A 20,640-nucleotide genomic window follows, 5' to 3' on the forward strand; every position below is an offset into this window, starting at 1 on the left:
GGTGGGGTGTGGGTAGTAAGGGAATAATAATAGGCAAGCAGAGGAGAAATATATTGAATTATATCATCTCCTACTGCTGATTTTAATGAAATATCGCTAGTTTGCGGTTATCTGTAAATACCGTTATTAATGCGATCGTCTCCCTCATTAAAGTTGGGTTCAAACTCTGTCACAGTGAAATTTCCTAAGTTCGCCTGTAAGAGTTCTTTTTGATGATCGCTTAAATCAGGTATGCTGAATACATCTTCTACTTGTTTGTAAGGAGCATTAGCGATAATTTTTTTAGCTAAAGTGGGATAAAAACCTGGATATTGTTGGAAAGCAGCAATATTGGTGTTATTCAAATCAATTTTTTTGCCAAATTCTGTTGCTAATTTTGCATCCGCTTTATTTAGTTGAGAAACTGCTAATACAGAACCTTGAACGCCCATAAAGCTATTTAAACTCATTGCTTGGGCGGTATTTCCCAACCATCCCCAGCAACCTAGCAACAATGTGAACACTGTTAATAAACGCACCAATTTTTTCACGATTTTTACCTCTTTCCAAGACAACGGTTATATAAATAAGCGAAATAGGCTATTGTAAATTACAATCACACATTTATTTTCGTGTAATAGCAAATTATATGCCTTTGTGTTACCGAAGTTTATGGCTTGCGCCAAGCTACGCTATCGGTATCAGCCTAAAAAAGTCAATAGTCTCCGTCACGCTAGACTATAAGAAACTAATATACAGCGTATCAATATCCACAATATTTACTACTGTTAGGTTTGATGAAATTTTGTTAAATATCTTCCCTAGTAGCTTTTTTGCTTTGGTTTTCTTCCTATTTTGTATGCAGGATAGGAATTTTAGGCTATGGTTGCTGCTATTAAAAATAGGCTATCCACTAAGATTGTACTCAAAACTGCTCCACTAAAGGCATACCAATGGGATTGTTTCTGCACAAGGGGAACTACTCCCAAAGTCATAAGTAATAAGGCTAAAATGACTGCCCAGCTTTGCCCCCAAGGAGTTTGTACTTTTGTTAAGGCATTTTGTAAGATTTGTGAAGCTAAGGTGGGATCACTAGTCATGATTTGTCGCCAATCAGGTATTAAATTTACTAAGTAGAAATAAATATCAGTGACAACTGTTCCTGATAATGAACCTAAATAAAACCAATTGCCTATTTTTCCCCAATTTTTGGCTAAACCCCATAGTGCAAAGGGAAGACCTATAGCTTCTATGGGTAAATGCCACATTGGTTCAAATCTTAACCAGCCCCAATATATTGATCCTGTCAACCAAGTCCAACTAAACCCAAATAATAAGTCTCCCCAGATATAAGTCTGGGAATTGGTTGGGGAATTAGTGGGCGAACATGACATTAATTTAATACTTAACCACAGCCAAAACACTGTTAATAGTAGGCTGAGGATAGGTAAACTACGGACTAACGGAGCCTCTATGAACACTGGTACGGATACGAGAAATACAGCTGCTGCGAATACTAACCATCTTTTATTGCAGGACGTGTTAGCGATAAAAAGCGTAGCGTTAGTTTGTTTATAGGAGGGTAATGTTTGGTTAATCAAAGTTTTTAATATTTTGTTACGAAACTTTACTTAATTTACAATATCACAGTGGAAAATCCCCCTGGGGGGCATATTTGATTATACATGATTTTGGGAATAAATAGGATGCTGGAAGTTCTATAGGGGTTTAGCATTGGGCCTTACCCCTACACGGTTAAGGTGTAGGCGGAGGTAAAATAATGATGAATTGCTGTGTAAACTCTATAAATTGTGATAATAAGGTGGATGATTAGACAATTAAGTTGAATAATTTGCTGAACTTACCGGAACTTATTACTTGACTTATGGCTTAACTTATCAGGACTTACGCAACTGGCACATTGGTAGGGTGTGGTTCGACAAGCACACCAACCACGTCAGACAGTAGAAATCATATAAATAACCAAATTGTTCATATCTGACACACCCACTCAACAGATTTTTAGTGTGACACTTGCTTAAGTCCTACTTATGAATCTATAGTAGGAGTATAATTTAATGATAGTAATTGAAAACTTTAATTTATACAGTAATTCATACCATACAGATATGCTGTTATTGGTGTGGAATCAAATATTAGGAGTGGAGAATCAAGTTAGTTTATTACAAGGCTTAATTCAATCTTTCATCTTAGGAATTGTTCAAGGTATTACAGAGTTTTTACCTATTAGTAGTACAGCGCATTTATTGATATTTACGAAAATATTTGCATGGCAAGAATTAGGTTCTAAAGATTTTGTAGATGCGATTCAATTTGGTAGTGTAATTGCTATTGTAATTTATTTCTGGTCAGTAATTTCAGGTTTAATTAAAGGGGCAATTAAGGCTGTAAAAACGAAAGATTGGACAATAGAAGAATGGAAGATTACAGTAGGTATTATTGTGGGTACATTACCAGCTTTAATTTTGGGATTTTTATTTAAAGATGCTATTCCTGAAAATGCCTTAGTTATTGGTATTATGTCTTTAGTAATGTCTGTGTTATTAGGGTTGGCAGAAAAATTTGGGAGTAGGAAAAAGGGGTTTGATAGTTTAGAAATTAAAGATGGTTTATTAGTAGGTTTAGGACAAACAATAGCATTATTACCTGGTGCTTCTCGTTCTGGTTCAACATTAACAACGGCTTTATTTTTAGGGTTAGAAAGAGATGCAGCAGCTAAGTTTTCTTTCTTATTAGGTTTTCCCACTCTAACTATAGCGACTTTATACAAAAGTTTGAAAATAGTTAAGTTGTTTTCACAGGATCATACTCTTGTGATATTGTTAATTGTGGGAATTATTTCTAGTTTCATTTTTTCCTATCTTTCCATTGCTTTTTTGATGCGTTACTTACAAACTAAGGATACTTTTGTGTTTGTTTGGTATAGATTAGCTTTTGGTATAGTGATATTGTTAGCACTTGCTAATGGTTGGCAAGGTTAATCAGGTTAATAGTTATTATATCAAAGGGTTCAGATCCCCGACTTCTTAAAGAAGTCGGGGATCTTATTTACTAGTTACTAAAATCTATCAAATATTAAATATTGGTTTATGAAACATTATTCCTAGAATTTTTTCTGCTAGTGCTTCACGTCCAATTTCATCTAATGGAAAATTGCGTTCTTCTAAAAAAGCTATTAAATCATCTTTATTACCATGACGACCTAAGATTTCTATTATGCCATAACTAGTTTGATAATCTCCAGTACGTTCCTTGGATACAAAAACAACATTCTGAAATTTTAGATTAGCAGTTAAAGAACTATGATTATCAACTTTTTCGTATACGAATATTAATAGATGATATCCTATGACAGCTTAATTCATTAATATCATTAGCCCAAATAGTTTCAATATTGGCATTTTTCAAACCTAAATGAAAACCACCAATACCCGCAAATAATTCTATAGCTTTTAATTTGTTTTTGATCATATTTTCTTCCAATTTTCAGATCCCGGACTTATTAAAGAAGTCCGGGATCTAACATTATATATTCCTGTGCTATTTTCTGCAATTCTTGACGATTTATTTTACCTTGAATATTCCTAGATAATTCTGGTACAGAAATCCAATATTTGGGAATTTTAAACTTACTAATTTCTTGTTGTAGTTGATTTTTAATTTGATTTTTTATCTCAATCTCATCAATATTTTTATCTTGAGGAATATATATTGCTGTAATTGCTTGTCCCCAAATTTTATCATCCATACCAATTACACAAACATCTATCACTAAGTTGGTTTTTCTTATTGCTGCTTCTATTTCTCCAGGATAAACATTTTCACCTCCAGTAATAATTTTATCGCTATTTCTACCAATAATATATAAATAATTCTCTTCATCTAAATAACCAATGTCATCTACTAATAAAGTATCTGTATTTTCCCATATTTGCGGATAGTAACCTAATGTTAAAGATTGAGATTTGATATTGATATTTCCTGTATTTTCATTAATGGTAATTTCTGCATGGGGTAAAATTTGACCATTGTTATTCTTACCTTGCAAAAATTCCTCTGCTTTGAGTGTTGCAATTTGTGAAGCTGTTTCTGTCATACCATAAGTAAGTGCTAATCTAATTTGATAATATCGCGCTTTTATTAATAATTCTTGCCATGCTGGCGCACCTCCTAGCAAAACTGTGTTAAACTGAGATAACCATTGTGTTAATTTGTCATTTTCTAAGATTTTTTGTAATTGGGTAGGAACTAATGATATGAAAAATTCCTCGGCTTTAATTTGTGATTGAATATTATTAATTTTTATGTTTTCTAATTCTTTAAATGATGTAATGACTAATTTACCTCCTGTGGTAAATGATCGGAAAAATTGCATAAAACCACTTACATGATATAAGGGTAAAATACAAAAAGAGTTAATTTTATCTAATGCAAAATATTCTTTCATCCCTTGTACAGATGCGGTTAATGTTTTCCAAGTATGAATGGTAAATTTAATTTTACCAGATGAACCTCCTGTGGGAATCATAATTAAATTTTTGTGTTTATTTGCTAAATCATTAATTTGCCAAGTTTCAGAAGTTGAATTATTATATTGATATTGATATTGTTTTTCTAAACCCCAAACTATATCTGGTTGTAGTACATTAAACACTTCTTGCCATTCTTTTTTACCCCAGTCTGGGTTACACAAAAAAATATGAGATGGTATGTTATATGCTGCGATAAAACTTGCTAAAAACCTTACTGGTTCTTTTTCTGCAATGATAATTTTCGGGTTATTTAACTTCGCTAATTGTAAAGATAATTCTGCGATAATTTGTGATAGTTTATCGCTATTTTCACAAATTAACCAATCATAATTTACAGGTATTGGTAGATTTTTTATTAATTGTTCCATAACATTTGTAACCAATTTTGTTCCTGCTGAAAAAAGTGATGAGTACCAAAACCAACTGCCCGATGTTTAGGTAGGTTTTGATATACTTCTGATGCTAATTGTAAAGCTGCATTTCTACCAATATTAGTTTCAAAAACTGATGAAAATACCACATCAATAGGATGTTGTTTAATAAATTGACGTAATTTGCAAGGTGAACCAATTATAGCAGGTTTAATGACAAATATTCCTGGCCACCCTTGCTGAACACAATGTTCTATTTGTTTGAGGTTTGCTATTGATTCATCCAGGGCGATCGCTGTATAATAATTATTACTTAATTCCTGCATTTCTAAAAATCTATCTACTCCTAAAGGTTGTTCTATAAATTCAACTTTATCTAAATAATGATCACAGGCTTCTAGCCATAATTTAGCTTGGGAATAGGTTAAACCTCCGTTAGCATCTAACCTTAATTTTGCTGCTGTTGGTAGCTGAGAAACCAGTGTTTTTAAAATTTCTAATTCTTCATTGATATCATTAACTGCTATTTTCCATTTAAAGGTTTTGTATCCTTTTTCATAAAGATTTGTTAATTGTGATAATGCTTTTTTTCCTGTGGGTAATAAACCACTGTATGCCAAATTTAATATTATCTCATCAGGAAATTTTTGTAAAGCAGATTCAAAAGCAAATTGACAACTAGGTAAATTATCTGGTATATTCAAAATGATATCTTTAGTGATTTTTTTAGGTAATTGAATACAAAAACTTTCTGCTTGTGTGATGGTTTCAGAACCAAACCAAGACAATGGAGAGATTTCTCCCCAAGTGATATTATGATCTTCATCAATTAAGCGAATAATGATACTTTCACGAGTTTCCCAAATTCCATAATTAGTAATAATTGGATGAGTGAATTTTTGGGAAAATAACCTAAAATCAAATTGATAAATCATATTATATTCTGATTCAGATACCGGACTTCTTAAAGAAGTCCGGTATCTTTGCTTTTCACTAAATAATAAATCCAATTCCTAAAAATAAACAACTGAAAAAATGCACAGCAACAGCAATAAATTTAGAATTACTCACTTTATCTGGTATGCTATGATTTTCTAAAACATGACGACATAATTTATAGGCATAAGGTAAACTAAGATAGGTTAATAATGTCCAAATTGGAAACATTTTCCAAATGATAAATAAGAGGGTTAATGGATAAATGCTAATAGTAAACCACAATAAAATTTTAGCACCTCTTTCTGTTCCCAAACGCACTATAGGCGATCGCTTTCCCGCAGCAATATCATCCACAACTTGATGAAAATGTGAACAAAATAAAATTAAACTAGTGACAATTCCTAAAATTACCGAAGCTGCTAAATTAGTAATTGACCATGTTTGAGTTTGACTATAATATACTGCACTCATTCCCAATGGTCCAAAGGCAAAAAAACACAAAATTTCCCCTAAACCCTGATATCCTAATCTAAAGGGAGGACCTTGATACATATATCCTAAAAAGCAGCATAGTGAAATCATAATTATTACTGTAGGATCTTTTTGCCAAAAAGCGATCGCTAATATTCCTAATAAACCTAACCCTAAAAACACATTTCCTAACCAAAACATTAACGACTTATTTCCAGTTAAATTCACAATAGAATGATGTTTATTTTTATCAATTCCTGTTTCTGAATCAAAAACATCATTAGCAATATTCTCCCATGCTAAAATTAAAATTGCTGCACTCATAAACAATGTAAATATTTGCCAATTCAAGGTATGATTTTCTGCAAATGCTACTGCACTTCCTACCCATATCGGCATAATAGCAACGCTATACATTGGTGGTTTAATAGCGGACATCCATAATTTTGCTTTACTAACTTGATTAATTTTAGTTTCTGAAACATCGTTTATATTAGTTTTTATCATCTTTGTTCATCCATCTACTTTATCTCAATTAAGTTATCATAATTTATCAGTTTTTCAACACTAGTAAATCATACCAATTATAAAAATTATTCTAAAAATTATTCTAAAAATTATTCAGCATTCAGCTATCCTCATCAGCTTTCATCAAATCATATTATAACTTTACCAAAGTCAATGATGATTGATTAGTAATAGATTATCAAAGCAAAGACAAATTTACAGACTTATATTTCTGTTTTTTAACATTTTATTGTAATTTATACAACATTATCTACAATATAACTTTTACATCACACTTAACAATGGTACATTACATGAAACTACTCTTTTCTTTGCAAATGGACAAAACAAAACCCGACCTATCTACATTTGGGATAAACCCAAAACTTAGTTAAGTCTTTTGTTGGTCAATGGTGACTAAATATGTTACCTATTAAATATCACCATAGTTTATTACCTTTGATAAAGATAACTTAAAAAAAATTAACTTATACATCCATGACAATTTCACCATGTACCATTAATACCTTTGTAGACTACAAATACCTCCATCAATTACTATTAGAGATTCAAGAGAATTGTCTCATTCATCATCATAGTAAAATAGTCAGTATTCCTGTAGAAACTCCTTTAATTGATCCTTTACTGGTTTTGAACAAATTCACTCATTCTCATAGCATAAACTTTTACTTTGAAAATAGAGATAAAGGTGAAATTATTGTTGGAGTTGATACTATTGATAAGTTACAAATAAGTGGTAAAAATAGATTTACTCAAGCTGAGGCATTTATTAACAATTGTCTGCAAAATATCATTACTCTTCCTCATTGTGATCATCTTTCTTCCTTACCTCGTTTTTTTTGTTCCTTTAGTTTTTTTGATCAGTATCAAAAATCTGATTATCCTTTCCCCCCAGCTACCGTTTTTTTACCAGTTTGGCAAATATCTGTCAAAAATAATCGTTGTTTATTAACAATGAATGTAGTGATTAATTGCCATGCTAATATTACCAGAATTTTAGAAGATTTACAACGACATTTACAAATTGTTACATCTTTACAAAATCAAACAATTAAGATTGATAATTTTTCCAACAAAATCTATCATATAATTACTAAAAATACTAATAAATTTCCCACTTCAGTTTTATCAGCATTAGAAATAATTCATACAAATTATATCAGAAAGATTGTATTAGCGGATATTCTTGATGTTAGTTGTCATCATGATTTTAGCCTAGTACAATCTTTACATAATCTGCGACAATTACATCCCAATTGTTATATTTTTTCCACCAGTAATGGTCAAGGACAAAATTTTATAGGTGCAAGTCCAGAAAGACTAATTAGCATTCATAAACAACAATTAATTACTGATGCTTTAGCAGGTTCAGCACCACGAGGAAAAACTGCTAGGGAAGATGCAGAAAAAGCCAATATCTTATTAAATAGTCACAAGGAAAAACACGAACATAAATTAGTATTAGACTTTATTACTCAACATTTATCTCAACTAGGTTTAATTCCGCAAGTATTAACTCCAAGACTTAGACAATTAGCCAATATACAACATTTGTGGACACCAATTAACGCAGTAGTTCCTTCCCATATTCATCCTTTACAAATTGTTGATCAGTTACATCCAACTCCCGCAGTAGCAGGAGAAAATAGAGAAATTGCTTGTGCAGAAATTCCTAACTATGAAAGTTTTGAAAGAGGTTTATATGCAGGTCCTTTAGGTTGGGTAGATAGCGAAGGAAATTGTGAATTTATCGTGGGTATTCGTTCGGCTTTAATTGACGGCGATCGCGCTAGATTATATGCTGGTGCTGGTATCGTTGCTGGTTCTGATCCGGAAAAGGAATTTGCTGAAGTACAATTAAAATTACAGGCTTTATTAAAAGCATTAGTCTAAGTTGTCACCGAGTCAGGAGTCAGGAGTCAGAATTTTCACTCCGCACTCCGCACTCCACTACGGAAGAGTCAAAATTTCTACACCATCCTCCGTAACTGCCACGGTATGTTCAAATTGTGCCGAAAGTTTGCGATCGCGCGTTACCGCAGTCCATCCATCTGCTAACATTTTAGACTCATGAGTTCCCTCATTGATCATCGGTTCAATAGTAAAAACCATACCTGGGCGTAATTTTTTACCTTTACCCCTAACGCCAAAGTGCGGAATATCCGGTGCAGTGTGGAATACATTGCTAATACCATGACCCACAAACTCCCGCACCACAGAGAAACCAAAAGACTCCGCATATTCTTGAATAGCAGCCCCAATATCCCCTATTTTTGCCCCTGGTTTGACTTCTGCAATACCCAAATACAAACACTTCTCCGTAACTTCCACTAATTTTTGCACCTTTGGCGGAGCATTACCCACAATAAAAGTCTTTGACGTATCCCCATGATAACCATCTACAATTGGTGTTACATCAATATTAATAATATCCCCATCTTTAAGAATCTGTTTTGCGTTAGGGATACCATGACAAATTACTTCATTAACACTAGTACAAATAGATTTAGGAAAACCTTTATAACCTAAAGGTGCGCTTTTAGCATTATGCGCTTTAGTCCATCTTTCCGCTTCATCATTCAGTTCTAAGGTACTTACACCTGGCTGTACCAACGGTTCTAAATGCTGTAACAACTGAGCCGCTAGACTACCAGCCCGGCGCATCTTTGCTATTTCTCTTTGTGATAGAATGACAATTGTTTCAGGTTTCATTAACTCTTTTCTACTCTTTTGTTAAAAATACTGTTAATCCCGTTTCTGCTGCTCTACGTGCGGCATCTGCCACTTGTAAAGTGTACAAACTTTGTTCCGGCGTAACATACAAAGGGTGATCATCAAATAGATGATCTAAAACCATACTTGTATCCTTATTAAATAGTCCTCTACGAGTACCAACCTCAATTAATTGAGATTCTTCACCTTGTAATAAAATTCCCTTATCCCCATCTAAAATTAACCCCCCGCTATGTCCATGAATCTCTAATTTACGTTCTGACTGCCATAAAGTTTCACCCTTACCATAAACAACTTGTGCTAATAAACCACTACTAAAACATAATTCTGCCGTACATATACAAGTTTGATAATAATTTGACTCTACTTCCCAATATCTTTGATGACAGTTCACACTAAAAACTTCACCAAATACATCTATAACGCGATGTAATCGAGATAAAGCACCTATCAGGGGAAAACCAAACTGATCATGGTTATAACTCCATTTGCGAGGTGCTGGGTTTTGACGATTAACCGTTTTGTAGCGGATATAAAATAAGTCCCCAAGTTGCTGCAAATATTCTTTAACAGTTTGATGCCAACCTCCTAAAAGTTCAATATGTTCCACATGAAGTAACTTATTGACAGTTTTGGCCAAAGCAATTAATTGTTTAGCTTCGTCCACATCTAAAGATAAAGGATACTCCACAACTACGTGCTTACCATGATTCAAAGCTGCCTGGGCAATTTTACCATGATCTTGATTAATCGTGGAAATAATCACCAAATCTAAATCTGGACGTTGTACCAACTCTTGCCAAGAACTCATGGCTTGGGTGGTATATTGTAATGCTAGATTAGCAGTTCTTTGGGGATCATGGCCAGCTATGGCCAGCAAATTGGCACGGGGATCAGCCTTTACTGCTTCAGCCCTAAGTTTAGCAGCATAACCAGTACCCACCAAACCCACACCAATAGTTCTTATAGACACAGGTAACTTATAACTAGACATAAAAGATCACCAATTATCAGGTTTACCAATAGAGATCATTACCAATACTTTCCCATATCCCCTTGACATCTCCCTGAATAGAGATTTTATATAACTAAAACTTATTGTTAATACATAACTAAATTTCATTACTAATCGTGATGAATTTTTTGTTATAAATTTTAACTTTTCCTTTAGTATCAGAATTGAAGTAAATCGCAATCAACAGTTAATCCCGTTAAGATGACTGTATGCTTTGCTTTAGGATAACTTACTTATACTGCCGAGTACACAATAGAGGAATAATAAATGGCTACTTATAAAGTCACACTCATTAACGAAACTGAAGGATTAAATACAACTCTTGAAGTTTCTGATGATACCTATATCTTAGATGCGGCAGAAGATGCTGGTTTAGACCTACCTTACTCCTGTCGTGCAGGTGCTTGTTCCACCTGTGCAGGTAAAATTGTTTCTGGTACTGTGGATCAATCTGAGCAATCTTTCTTAGATGATGATCAAATTGAAGCTGGATATGTATTAACCTGTATAGCTTCTCCAACTTCTGATGTTACTATCCAAACTCACAAAGAAGAAGAACTCTACTAAATAAATCTTCTACTTTAACAATATTGTTGATAGACTTGTACACTCGTAGTTAAGCGCATAAATATCTACGAGTGTATTTTGTTTACGGCAGTCAGGAGTCAGATAAGCTGTTGTGCCTTTAACTTGAATAATTAATACAAGCAAGATGCTTGTGCTACTGTAACTTCAGGTTTTTTAATTATACAGTGAGTGCTGCACATTAGCTTATCAGTCATTAACTGTCCATTACTTGATGTTTTGATTCAAAACCTTCACCTCAGTTCCGGGATAATAAAATTGTAAAATCTTGTGATAATTCCAACCCAATTTAGCCAAATTCTGCGCTCCAGTTTGACTTAAACCCACACCATGTCCTAAACCTCCACCAATAAAAGCATATCCCCAAATATCTTTACCACCTTTATTCAAAGGTCTAATATAAAATAATGTACTCACAGGAGCATAAAAAGCACTACGAACATCATTTTTTTCTAAAATTACAGTACCAATATCTGTTTTCACTGCTAACTTTAAAATTCTGCCACTAGCACTGCGTTTAATTACAGACATAGCGATAATTTTTTGAAAATTAGCATAGGAATTTTTAGTAGAGCGTAAAAACTTCTGCAAATCTTTAGTAATTCGCTCTATATCGGTTTCTTTATTCCAACGAAATACATCCCAACCAGTTTCATTAAATCCATCTTTGAGACTGAGAAACTTTTGTAAATTTTCCTCCTGACTTAAATCCTGACTTGCTAAATTCCAAATATTATTAGGACTATCTATTACTGGTTTTAAATATGGACGATCCTCCCCATCCCATACATCACTAAAATTAGCAGTTACTCCTCCTGTAGTGGAAGAATACAAAGCATCCACCAATTCATTTTTATAACTTAGTACCATGCCTTTTGTTGCTGTAATTGCCTGATCAGTATTTTTGGCAGTACCAGTTAATCCTTGATAAACTTGACAATGAGTATCTGCACATAATTGATAATTATCCACAGCAAATCTGCGGATATTTTTTAAAGCATAGGTACGAGCAATAATCGCTTGAGATTCTAAAGATGCTTGAGGAGCATTGATGCCAATTTCATGGGGTACAACTCCTCGCAAATAGATTTCTAATGGTACTTTATTTACTAAAGTATATGTTCCATAAGCATTAGGTTGAAAAGTAAGTTTACCAGGATAAAGATATTTTCGTTGACTTGCTTTCTGGTTTTGTTCTGGGGAAACATCCGTTTGATTGACTCTAATTAAATCTTTAAATGTGCTAATTTCTACATAATCAGGAGTGTAGTTTTTCCCATCTATCTTCCAGGTGATTTTCGGTTTTTGTTGCTGTATTTTAGTATCTAAATAAGGCTTGAGATTACCCGAGTTTTTAATAGTTTGTAATAGTAATCTTCTCAATAAAGGAGTGTTATACACATCCCTTTTTGCCCATACTTGCCAACGTTCTGGTTGAGCTATTTCTACTTCTATACCTTGATAACGCCATTTATTAGCATTATATTCTGCGGTTTCAAAAGTGCGAAAATCACCTAAAACTAATACCTCTTCCAATTGCGCTTGAGGTAAGTTTTCCATTGTTGGCTCTAATTGCACTGGTTGATCAGTAATTAGTGTTTTTTGCTGTTGACCTGTGGTAAATTTTAATGTTAAGCGATCGCTCTTGGTGGCAGATAATTCCACTTTACTGTTAGATCTAGTTCCAAATCTTTGTATTATACCAATTTGTAATTCCACATCCTGATCTTTACTTACTGGTTCTGATGCAGCAGTCAACCCCAATAAACATAATGGTGTCATTAATCTGTAACAGAAGCGCCAAAAAAATATTTTCATAGATACTTGATTATACTTACCTTTTGTCTATTCTAGTCAGGTTTTAACTACCTATGAGATAATTAGTCCTTATTTGTTGCCTAAAATCTTGGTAAAATGCTGATTATTCCCTATTTTCTTGCTCCTATTTTGTTATTTATATATGTTTACCCAAAAATTACAAGACCTCATGCACAAAGTTAATATCCCTAGCTTTAAATCTCTTAGTCGTGTCGCTGGTGTTTCCCAATGGCAAATCTCCCAATTACGCCAAGGCAATATTGCTAAAATTAGACTATCAGTATTATTAAATATATCACGAGCATTACAAATATCCCTAGATGAATTATTGCTAATTTTCTCCTCTGATGAACACGCTGCCAAATCTCAAAAGTATTTATCACAACAAATTGAAGAAATGAAAAAGGAGTATCAACGTATTTCATTAACATTATCACAACAACAAGAAGTATTACAGCAACAATTCCAACAATCTAGTTTACAAATACTAGAGTCCTTATTATTACAATGGCCAACGGTAGTTTATAAAGTTAGTGAAAATCCTGAATTAACAGCTATAAAAATATTACCTTTAGTAACTCAGTCCTTAGAAAAACTATTACAAGCTTGGGAAGTCACAAAAATTGGAGCTGTGGGTGCAGAAATATCTTATAATCCGCAATTACATCAATTAGTGGAGGGAAATGCTCAAGTTGGAGAACTAGTTAAAGTTCGTCGAGTTGGTTATATGCAAAATGGCACATTATTACACAGAGCTACTGTCATTAAAATGTAAAATTTTGTACAGACTTTATAATCTAGGTTTTTTCTCAACTTGTTGTATCTCATATAGCGTGCATACCGCTATATGAATTAATCAAAGCACTAATCTAACTTAACTTGCAAAATAGATAAATCATCATCAAACGTATCTTTAGAGTTTAAACTAATTAAATAGTTAAGAATAAAATCTAATTGAGAATCAACAGAATATTGTAAACTCACAAGAATCTCAATAAACTTATCTAAACTCCAAAGACTACCATCTGCTAGGGTAATTTCATAACTACCATCACTAAAAATGTACAAGGTACTAAAAGATGGAATTTGACAAATGGCATCCACATATTTAGTTTGAGGAAACATACCTACTGGCATACCAGGAGTTTTTAACTTTTGTACTTGAGTATTAATGATCGAATCTCCTGATAATAATATCGCAGGTGGATGGCCACCACTAGAATAAATTAATTGGCGATTAACTATATTATAAACTCCATACCAAATAGTAAAATATTTATCATTTTCATAATTCATTTGAAAGGTGTTATTTAAAGCTGCTAAAACTTCACTAGGCCGATAATAATTAAGTTCTTTAAGAGCACGAGAACGTAATAAATTTAATACAGAAATTGCCGGGAGAGTAGCTTTCAGTCCATGGCCTGCTGTATCTAATAAGTAGATAGCAATAGAGTTTTCGTCTAACCAATAATAATCAAAACAATCTCCTCCTAATTGTCGAGAAGGCAAAAATTTAAAATTAATATTTAAAGGTTGTTGTAGCGGAGGTGGTAAAAGGGATATGACATATTCTGTAGCCTCTGCTAATTCTGCTTCTAATAGTTTCTTTTGCCTTTGTAAATCTTCACTTAATTGATGTAAACGTAAACCTGCCCTTACCCTTGCTTGTAATTCATTTTGTTCAATAGGTTTGCTAATAAAATCATCAGCACCAGCATCTAGTCCTTTAACTCGATCTGCTGTAGAATCAAGAGATGTTAATAAAATGAAAAATGTTGTGGATAATTGAGGATTTTTCTTAATAATATCACAAACTTCTAAGCCACTCAAACCCGGCATCATCCAATCACAAATAATCAAAGCAGGTGGTGAATCTAATATTCTTAAAATTCCCTCTTCTCCTGTACTCGCACTAATAACTTGATAACCCTGTTTTTCTAATATTCTTTTCAAAAATACTTGGATTGATCTATCATCATCAACTACTAAGATTTCAATCATAAGAAAAATAATTTATATTCAGAACTTGCAAGACATAGGACAAAATTTAATATCAAATTTAATATCAGTGAAGTACAATAAACAAACAGACAAATTTGATAAATTTTAATTTGCATCAATTGTAATTCTTGTGGTTTACCACTTGGATCATAATTCTCTATAATTTAGAATTATGATCAATGATAATCAGGATTATGAAACTGGATTCAACCAAAATAATAGGACTTGTTTAAGTCGCCTTAAATCACGATATATTTCTTGTTTAAACCATTGTCCCACAGCATCAATAGCACTGAAAGATGTTCCTGGTTGCCATTTTATATCTTGTCCCAAGGGTGTAGTATGGTTACCTGGTAAAATTTTTAATGTCACCATATTTGGGAAGATATCCTCCAATATTTCTTTTAATTCTACTGATTGATCCAGAGTATCATTATTAAATTTTATAATTAAATTGCGCCGAATTTGATAACTTTCATAGATCATATCATTGGTTTGTGTGGGTGTAGGTGTAAATTCAATATCTAAATTAGAATTAAACTGTTCTACTAAGGGTATAGCCTCATTCACAGCAAAATTATTAAAGGATATGAAAATATTACCAGCGCGTTTTACAGAAAAAAGACTACCAATGAGTAAATGCAGTTTACAACCCATACTATGTCCTACTCCATAGATGGGGAGGTATAGTTCCCCTAAGCTAGTGGAGTCTTGTAGTTTTTCCAAAGTACGTTCAAAGTTAATTAACACAGATTTAGCGATCGCTATATGATCTAAATTATTCAAAAAAGGAGTAGCAATAATCACATAACCAGCATCCGCCAGATGTTCCAATAACCAACGATAGGTAACATGAGGCACAGTAGCGACAAAAGCACCACCCAAAAAGTGAATAATACCGATAGGATGACGAGGAATAAGAACCCAGTTACCTCTAATTTCTTTCCAGTTCATAATTTTTAGGAGTCAGGAGTCAGGAGTTGGAAGTTGATAATTAGTAAAATTAGTCGGTTTTAAGCGACTTTAGCTTTTAGACAGAGAATTCATTCCCTGGCTCATGTTAGGAGTCAGGAGAATTATCAGGAGAATTATATTTTACCCAATCACCATATCCCTAACCGGAGGCTACCGCCAACACCAATCAATCACCAATTCTCAACTCTCAATTAATTATGTAATTATTTCATCTCATTTTGCACATCCAGCACATTGGTAGGGTGTGGTTCCACAAGCTTACCAACCACGTCAGACAGTATAAATCATGTAAATAACCAAATTGTTGATATCTGACACACCCACTCAACAGATTTTTTAGTGTGACACTTGCGTAAGTCCTAATGTAATTGTTTCATCTCATTTTGCACATCCAGAGAAATTTGTAACGCTTCATTGAGTAACCTACCATGTTCCGTCGCCTGTTCCGTTACCTGCATAGCTGCTAAAGAAGCCAAATTACTAACAAATAACTCAGAATTAGTAATAATAAAATTCTTATTTTCTCGAATAATTCTTTCAGTTTTCAGGGCGCGAATTAGATCATCTCTAGTCATTTTTAAAGCCATAATTACTTTTTCTCTTTCTTGAATTGCCACCGTTGGGTTGCCCACAGATTCAATTTGATCATTAATATCTATGGCTTTAATAATAGCATTATACTTTTCTACTTCAGCTAGTAAAATTCTTAAAGAATTACTGCTATTTTCTTTCAACGTTTTATTTCGCATCATCCAGAAAATATATAAGATAGTTTGAGTCATTCCTCCCACCCAAAAAAGAATAATAATTAATAAAATTAGTGGATGCACAGGAAAAAATATTGATATCAATTTCAAAAACAAATAAACAACAACCATTATAGATAGTCCCACAAAAGCTATGGTAGTAATTTCTGTATTTTTAGCTTTAGCGACTAGCTTATTAAGCATTTTTTGTAGATGAGCAGTAATAATAATCAATTTATTATTCACAGGTAAATTAGTAATTTCTACCAATTCACTGTTACTAATATCCAATTTTTGTAAATCATTTTCCACAGTTATTAAATCCTTGTGTAATTAACCAACTATAATAACCATCAATAATTTTATAATCCGTATCATTTATATGCTAGAATGATTTTCAGGACTTACGCAAGTCTTACACTAAAAATCTGTTGTAGGGTAGGTTAGAAACCATAAACCATGCAAATAAACAGATTCTTGATGTCTGACGCAAGCTACCAACGCGCTAGTACCGCAGGGTGGAAGTCGTGCATTCAAAAATCATGGGTTCAAAACCAAGACAGTATAGGCTTTTGGACGATTTAGAATGGTTTGTTTATTTACGCCAAGCTGTACTAGTTGTATAAGTCCTGCCTTGAAAAAATTAGCAATGACTTATTATATTATCCATCACCAATAAACTACCCAGAAACTATGGAAAATACACCCAGTCGTCCAGAACCACAACCTAGCTATGTTAAACTAGCAATGCGAAACATGGTCAGAAAAGGTAGTAAATCACTGCTACACTTTGGACTTACCACTATAGGACTATTAACAGTCCTAGTTGCTTTGGCCTACCTTACCCGTTAACCGAGGAAAAATAGTGCCAATAGAATTAGAATTATACCTGGATAATTTAATAGACAATCAAAAACAGCAAACAATAACTGATAAAACTTGGCAAGAATGGTTTAATCAGTGGTTAGAAATGCTTAATAACGATTTACCACCGGCACCTAGTTATGAACTGAGTTTGCGCTTAACCGATGACTCAGACATTCAAATCTTAAATGCTCAATATCGTCTTATTGATCAGCCTACAGACGTTTTAGCTTTTGCATCCCTAGAAACAGACTTACCACAAAATGAGGAAATGCGTAGCTCTCTACCCTTATATTTAGGAGATATCATCATTTCTATAGATACAGCAAAACGTCAAGCTCAACAACAGGGACATAGCCTATCTACAGAATTAGCATGGTTAGCGGCTCATGGCTTATTACATCTTCTGGGTTGGGACCATCCCGATGAAGAAAGACTCTTGTCAATGCTCAATCAACAAGTTACCCTCCTCAAAGGAGTTAGTATTATTATTGACTTATAGTAGTTAGCCGTCAGCTTTCAGTATTCAGCTTTGGGAATGATCTGTAATTTGTAAATGTAGTAATTGTTATGACTGCAATTGTTACAATTGTGTCAAACATCAACTATCAATTGTCAATTCTCAATTATTCCCTGCTATATTGATGATCATACCGCGCTTTGTCTTCCCCACATAGTTATACTTTTCTCTATGTCCCAGAAAGTTTCCACACCACATACAACTAGTGACTTGCCAAATAACCTAGCAAAAGTTATGTCTAACGATAGACGACTTTCCTGGCAAATAGCCACTAACTTATTTCTTAGTTTTAAATATGCTTGGGCGGGTATTGTCTATGGTTTACAGACACAACGGAATTTTCGCATTCATGTAGTGATGTGTATTGTAGCCATTGGTTTAAGTGTATTGCTGCATTTGCAAACAGTAAAAATAGCCATAATTGCTATTACTAGCGGTTTAGTTATGACTTTAGAACTATTAAATACTGCTATAGAGTCTATAGTAGATTTAACTGTGAAACAGTCTTATCATGAATTAGCCAAAATTGCTAAAGATTGCGCTGCGGGTGCTGTACTCATTTCCGCTATGGCAGCATTATTAGTAGGAGGTATTCTATTATTACCACCTTTAGCTACTTTAATTCTTTCCTATTGGTGATTGGTAATTCGTGTTGGCGGTAGCCTCCCGTTGGGGATATAAGCTGTTGTACCTTTAACTTGAATAATTAATACAAGCAAGATGCTTGTGCTACTGTAACTTCAGGTTTTTTAATTATACAGTGAGTGCTGCACATTAGCTTAGTAATTGGTAAAATATTCTCCTGACTCCTGACAACTACAATAAAATTAGGTAAAAATTGTGATTTTAGTCATTGATAATTATGATAGTTTTACGTATAATATCGTGCAATATTTAGGAGAATTAGCCAGAGATTTTCCTATTGCTCAAGATATACAAGTATTTCGTAATGATAAAATTACTGTAGAAGAAATTAAACAATTACAACCTGATGCTATAGTAATTTCACCAGGTCCTGGCCGTCCTGAAGATGCGGGAGTTTCCTTAGCAGCGATCGCTCAATTAGGATCACAAATAGCTATACTGGGAGTATGTTTAGGACATCAAAGCATTGGACAAATATTCGGAGGTAATATTATCTCAGCCCCAGAATTAATGCACGGTAAAACCTCTCCAGTTTATCATACTGGAGTGGGAGTATTTCAAGGATTAAAAAGTCCTTTCACTGCTACCCGATATCATAGTTTAGTCATAGAAAAAGAAACCTGTCCAGAAATATTAGAAATTACAGCTTGGGTAGAAGATGGTACAATCATGGGTGTGAGACATCGGAACTACCCCCATATTCAAGGAGTCCAATTTCATCCAGAAAGCGTATTAACTTCTTTGGGTAAAGACTTACTCAGAAACTTTCTAGTACAATTGGCATAATTAGGTGTAAGTATATAATGAAGCGACGTGAATTAATAGGCTATACAGGTGCAGGTTTAACGACAGTGATCCTCGCCAATTTTACAGGGAATCAACCAGTTAATGGTCAAACAAAAGCTCAAAAAAACAATGTATTAATTCAATGGTTAGGCCATACTTGTTTTTTACTAACTGCTGATAATACAAAGGTTCTCATCAACCCCTTTAAAACCATTGGTTGTACCGCAGGATATCGTCCTATTAAAGTACAAGCAGACTTAGTATTAATTAGTAGTCAATTATTAGATGAAGGTTTCGTTGAAAAATTACCAGGAAATCCTAAACTAGTATATCAGCCAGGAGTTTACGAATTTCGCAGTATGAAAATTGAGGGTATTGCAACTGATCATGATCGTTATAATGGCAAAAAATTTGGTAAAAACATAGTATGGAAATTTACTATGGGAGGAGTCAACCTATTGCATTTAGGGGGAATAGCAGCACCTATTACTTTAGAACAAAAGATACTTATGAGTACTCCTGATGTAGTATTTATTCCTGTAGGTGGTAGTGCTAAAGCCTATAATGCTCAAGAAGCAAAACAAAACATTCAAGCATTAAACCCAAAAATCATCATTCCTACCCATTATCGCACTCAAGCGGCTGATAAGGATAAGGCTAAATGTGATATTACTCCAGTAGATGATTTTATTAATTTAATGCCTAATATTAAAGTTAATCGCAATAATACTGATACTATGGTGATTAATGCTAAAAGTTTACCAGAAACTACAGAAATTCAAACTTTGAGTTATAAATTTTAATGTCGGTAGCGGCAAACCCTCTGTGGTTGCCCAAGAATTCAGGAGTCAGCTATTAGACATCTTGTGAAAAAGATGTAGGGACAATTCATGAATTGTCCCTACCAATAGTTCACAACTATACTATTAACAAGAATTTACACAATGATCGGTATTTTTTCGTAATTATAGCAGTTTTCATGTAAATAAGCTACAGTGGTTGAACCAGTTGACGGCATCATCTTCTGTAATATAATTAACTGCGATTGTCATCGCTTCATTTAGGGATTCTAAATTTTCTGGCTGAACTAAATGAAAATCGCTGTAGGATG

General features: G+C 33.6%; 21 protein-coding genes. 9 read left to right on the plus strand and 12 right to left on the minus strand.

Translation table 11 applies throughout. The features are described 5' to 3' along the window. Positions 1-107: 107 nt before the first annotated feature. Together psbU and H6F32_RS15295 are read right to left on the minus strand one after the other, a co-directional pair. A complete protein-coding gene (psbU, locus tag H6F32_RS15290; RefSeq protein WP_190370172.1) occupies positions 108-530 on the minus strand; it encodes a photosystem II complex extrinsic protein PsbU in 423 nt (140 codons plus the stop codon). Positions 531-854: 324 nt separating this feature from the next. Next, positions 855-1,577, minus strand: a complete 723-nt coding sequence (locus tag H6F32_RS15295; RefSeq protein ID WP_395939621.1) for a DUF3120 domain-containing protein — start codon at positions 1,575-1,577, stop codon at positions 855-857. Positions 1,578-2,057: 480 nt separating this feature from the next. Here H6F32_RS15295 and H6F32_RS15300 point away from each other — a divergent pair, with 480 nt between their 5' ends. After that, positions 2,058-2,981: an undecaprenyl-diphosphate phosphatase gene (locus H6F32_RS15300; protein WP_190370174.1), complete on the plus strand. Its 924-nt coding sequence runs from the start codon at positions 2,058-2,060 to the stop codon at positions 2,979-2,981. A gap of 328 nt (positions 2,982-3,309) precedes the next feature. Here the strand turns inward: H6F32_RS15300 and H6F32_RS15305 are convergent, their stop codons facing one another. Genes H6F32_RS15305 through menA form a run of 4 tightly spaced genes read right to left on the minus strand, consistent with a single transcriptional unit; the run spans position 3,310 to position 6,820 of the window. Then, complete coding sequence (locus tag H6F32_RS15305) at positions 3,310-3,471, minus strand: DNA cytosine methyltransferase (RefSeq protein ID WP_242031152.1); 162 nt, start codon at positions 3,469-3,471, stop codon at positions 3,310-3,312. Between the two features lie 31 nt (positions 3,472-3,502). Continuing rightward, on the minus strand, positions 3,503-4,900 hold the full coding sequence (locus tag H6F32_RS15310) for a 2-succinylbenzoate--CoA ligase (RefSeq protein WP_190370175.1): 1,398 nt from the start codon (positions 4,898-4,900) through the stop codon (positions 3,503-3,505). Further along, entirely contained in the window at positions 4,888-5,838 is a 951-nt protein-coding gene (locus H6F32_RS15315; RefSeq protein ID WP_190370176.1) for an o-succinylbenzoate synthase, read from the minus strand. The genes H6F32_RS15310 and H6F32_RS15315 overlap by 13 nt, the downstream gene beginning before the upstream one ends. A 58-nt stretch (positions 5,839-5,896) precedes the next feature. Next, the gene (gene menA / locus H6F32_RS15320; RefSeq protein ID WP_190370177.1) at positions 5,897-6,820 is read right to left on the minus strand and encodes a 2-carboxy-1,4-naphthoquinone phytyltransferase; all 924 of its coding nucleotides are present in this window, start codon (positions 6,818-6,820) and stop codon (positions 5,897-5,899) included. Between the two features lie 498 nt (positions 6,821-7,318). Between menA and H6F32_RS15325 the strand changes: the two genes are divergently transcribed. Continuing rightward, a complete protein-coding gene (locus tag H6F32_RS15325) occupies positions 7,319-8,734 on the plus strand; it encodes an isochorismate synthase MenF (RefSeq protein WP_190370178.1) in 1,416 nt (471 codons plus the stop codon). Between the two features lie 57 nt (positions 8,735-8,791). Here the strand turns inward: H6F32_RS15325 and map are convergent, their stop codons facing one another. Together map and H6F32_RS15335 are read right to left on the minus strand one after the other, a co-directional pair. Then, the gene (map, locus tag H6F32_RS15330) at positions 8,792-9,553 is read right to left on the minus strand and encodes a type I methionyl aminopeptidase (RefSeq protein WP_190370179.1); all 762 of its coding nucleotides are present in this window, start codon (positions 9,551-9,553) and stop codon (positions 8,792-8,794) included. 10 nt (positions 9,554-9,563) lie between these two features. Further along, positions 9,564-10,568 carry a Gfo/Idh/MocA family protein gene (locus H6F32_RS15335; RefSeq protein ID WP_190370180.1) on the minus strand — a complete coding sequence of 335 codons (1,005 nt, stop codon included), beginning with the start codon at positions 10,566-10,568 and terminating at the stop codon, positions 9,564-9,566. 288 nt (positions 10,569-10,856) lie between these two features. On the opposite strand from H6F32_RS15335, the gene H6F32_RS15340 reads away from it, so the two are divergent. After that, positions 10,857-11,156, plus strand: coding sequence for a ferredoxin (locus tag H6F32_RS15340; RefSeq protein ID WP_190370181.1), 300 nt, complete (start codon positions 10,857-10,859; stop codon positions 11,154-11,156). Positions 11,157-11,381: 225 nt separating this feature from the next. On the opposite strand, the gene H6F32_RS15345 is transcribed toward H6F32_RS15340, so the two are convergent. Continuing rightward, the gene (locus tag H6F32_RS15345) at positions 11,382-12,992 is read right to left on the minus strand and encodes a SpoIID/LytB domain-containing protein (protein WP_190370182.1); all 1,611 of its coding nucleotides are present in this window, start codon (positions 12,990-12,992) and stop codon (positions 11,382-11,384) included. Positions 12,993-13,134: 142 nt separating this feature from the next. Between H6F32_RS15345 and grpE the strand changes: the two genes are divergently transcribed. After that, complete coding sequence (grpE, locus tag H6F32_RS15350) at positions 13,135-13,767, plus strand: helix-turn-helix transcriptional regulator (protein ID WP_190370183.1); 633 nt, start codon at positions 13,135-13,137, stop codon at positions 13,765-13,767. Between the two features lie 89 nt (positions 13,768-13,856). Here the strand turns inward: grpE and H6F32_RS15355 are convergent, their stop codons facing one another. The 3 genes from H6F32_RS15355 to H6F32_RS15365 form a co-directional block, all read right to left on the minus strand. Further along, positions 13,857-14,993 (minus strand): PP2C family protein-serine/threonine phosphatase, encoded by a 1,137-nt coding sequence (locus H6F32_RS15355; RefSeq protein WP_190370184.1) that lies wholly within the window; start codon positions 14,991-14,993, stop codon positions 13,857-13,859. A gap of 192 nt (positions 14,994-15,185) precedes the next feature. Beyond that, positions 15,186-15,947, minus strand: coding sequence for a DUF1350 family protein (locus H6F32_RS15360; RefSeq protein WP_190370185.1), 762 nt, complete (start codon positions 15,945-15,947; stop codon positions 15,186-15,188). Positions 15,948-16,327: 380 nt separating this feature from the next. Further along, entirely contained in the window at positions 16,328-17,026 is a 699-nt protein-coding gene (locus H6F32_RS15365; RefSeq protein WP_190370186.1) for a hypothetical protein, read from the minus strand. A gap of 381 nt (positions 17,027-17,407) precedes the next feature. On the opposite strand from H6F32_RS15365, the gene H6F32_RS15370 reads away from it, so the two are divergent. From H6F32_RS15370 to H6F32_RS15390, 5 genes are all read left to right on the plus strand, one after another. Beyond that, complete coding sequence (locus tag H6F32_RS15370) at positions 17,408-17,566, plus strand: DUF3285 domain-containing protein (protein WP_190370187.1); 159 nt, start codon at positions 17,408-17,410, stop codon at positions 17,564-17,566. Positions 17,567-17,585: 19 nt separating this feature from the next. Continuing rightward, positions 17,586-18,080 (plus strand): rRNA maturation RNase YbeY, encoded by a 495-nt coding sequence (gene ybeY, locus H6F32_RS15375; protein ID WP_395939622.1) that lies wholly within the window; start codon positions 17,586-17,588, stop codon positions 18,078-18,080. A gap of 189 nt (positions 18,081-18,269) precedes the next feature. Continuing rightward, a complete protein-coding gene (locus H6F32_RS15380) occupies positions 18,270-18,737 on the plus strand; it encodes a diacylglycerol kinase family protein (protein WP_190370189.1) in 468 nt (155 codons plus the stop codon). Positions 18,738-18,938: 201 nt separating this feature from the next. Beyond that, positions 18,939-19,529: a glutamine amidotransferase-related protein gene (locus H6F32_RS15385; RefSeq protein ID WP_190370190.1), complete on the plus strand. Its 591-nt coding sequence runs from the start codon at positions 18,939-18,941 to the stop codon at positions 19,527-19,529. Between the two features lie 17 nt (positions 19,530-19,546). Further along, on the plus strand, positions 19,547-20,332 hold the full coding sequence (locus H6F32_RS15390; protein WP_190370191.1) for an MBL fold metallo-hydrolase: 786 nt from the start codon (positions 19,547-19,549) through the stop codon (positions 20,330-20,332). Positions 20,333-20,640: the final 308 nt, after the last annotated feature.

Origin of the sequence: Anabaena sp. FACHB-1237 (assembly GCF_014696225.1) — a bacterium.
In the GTDB taxonomy this organism is placed as follows: domain Bacteria; phylum Cyanobacteriota; class Cyanobacteriia; order Cyanobacteriales; family Nostocaceae; genus FACHB-1237.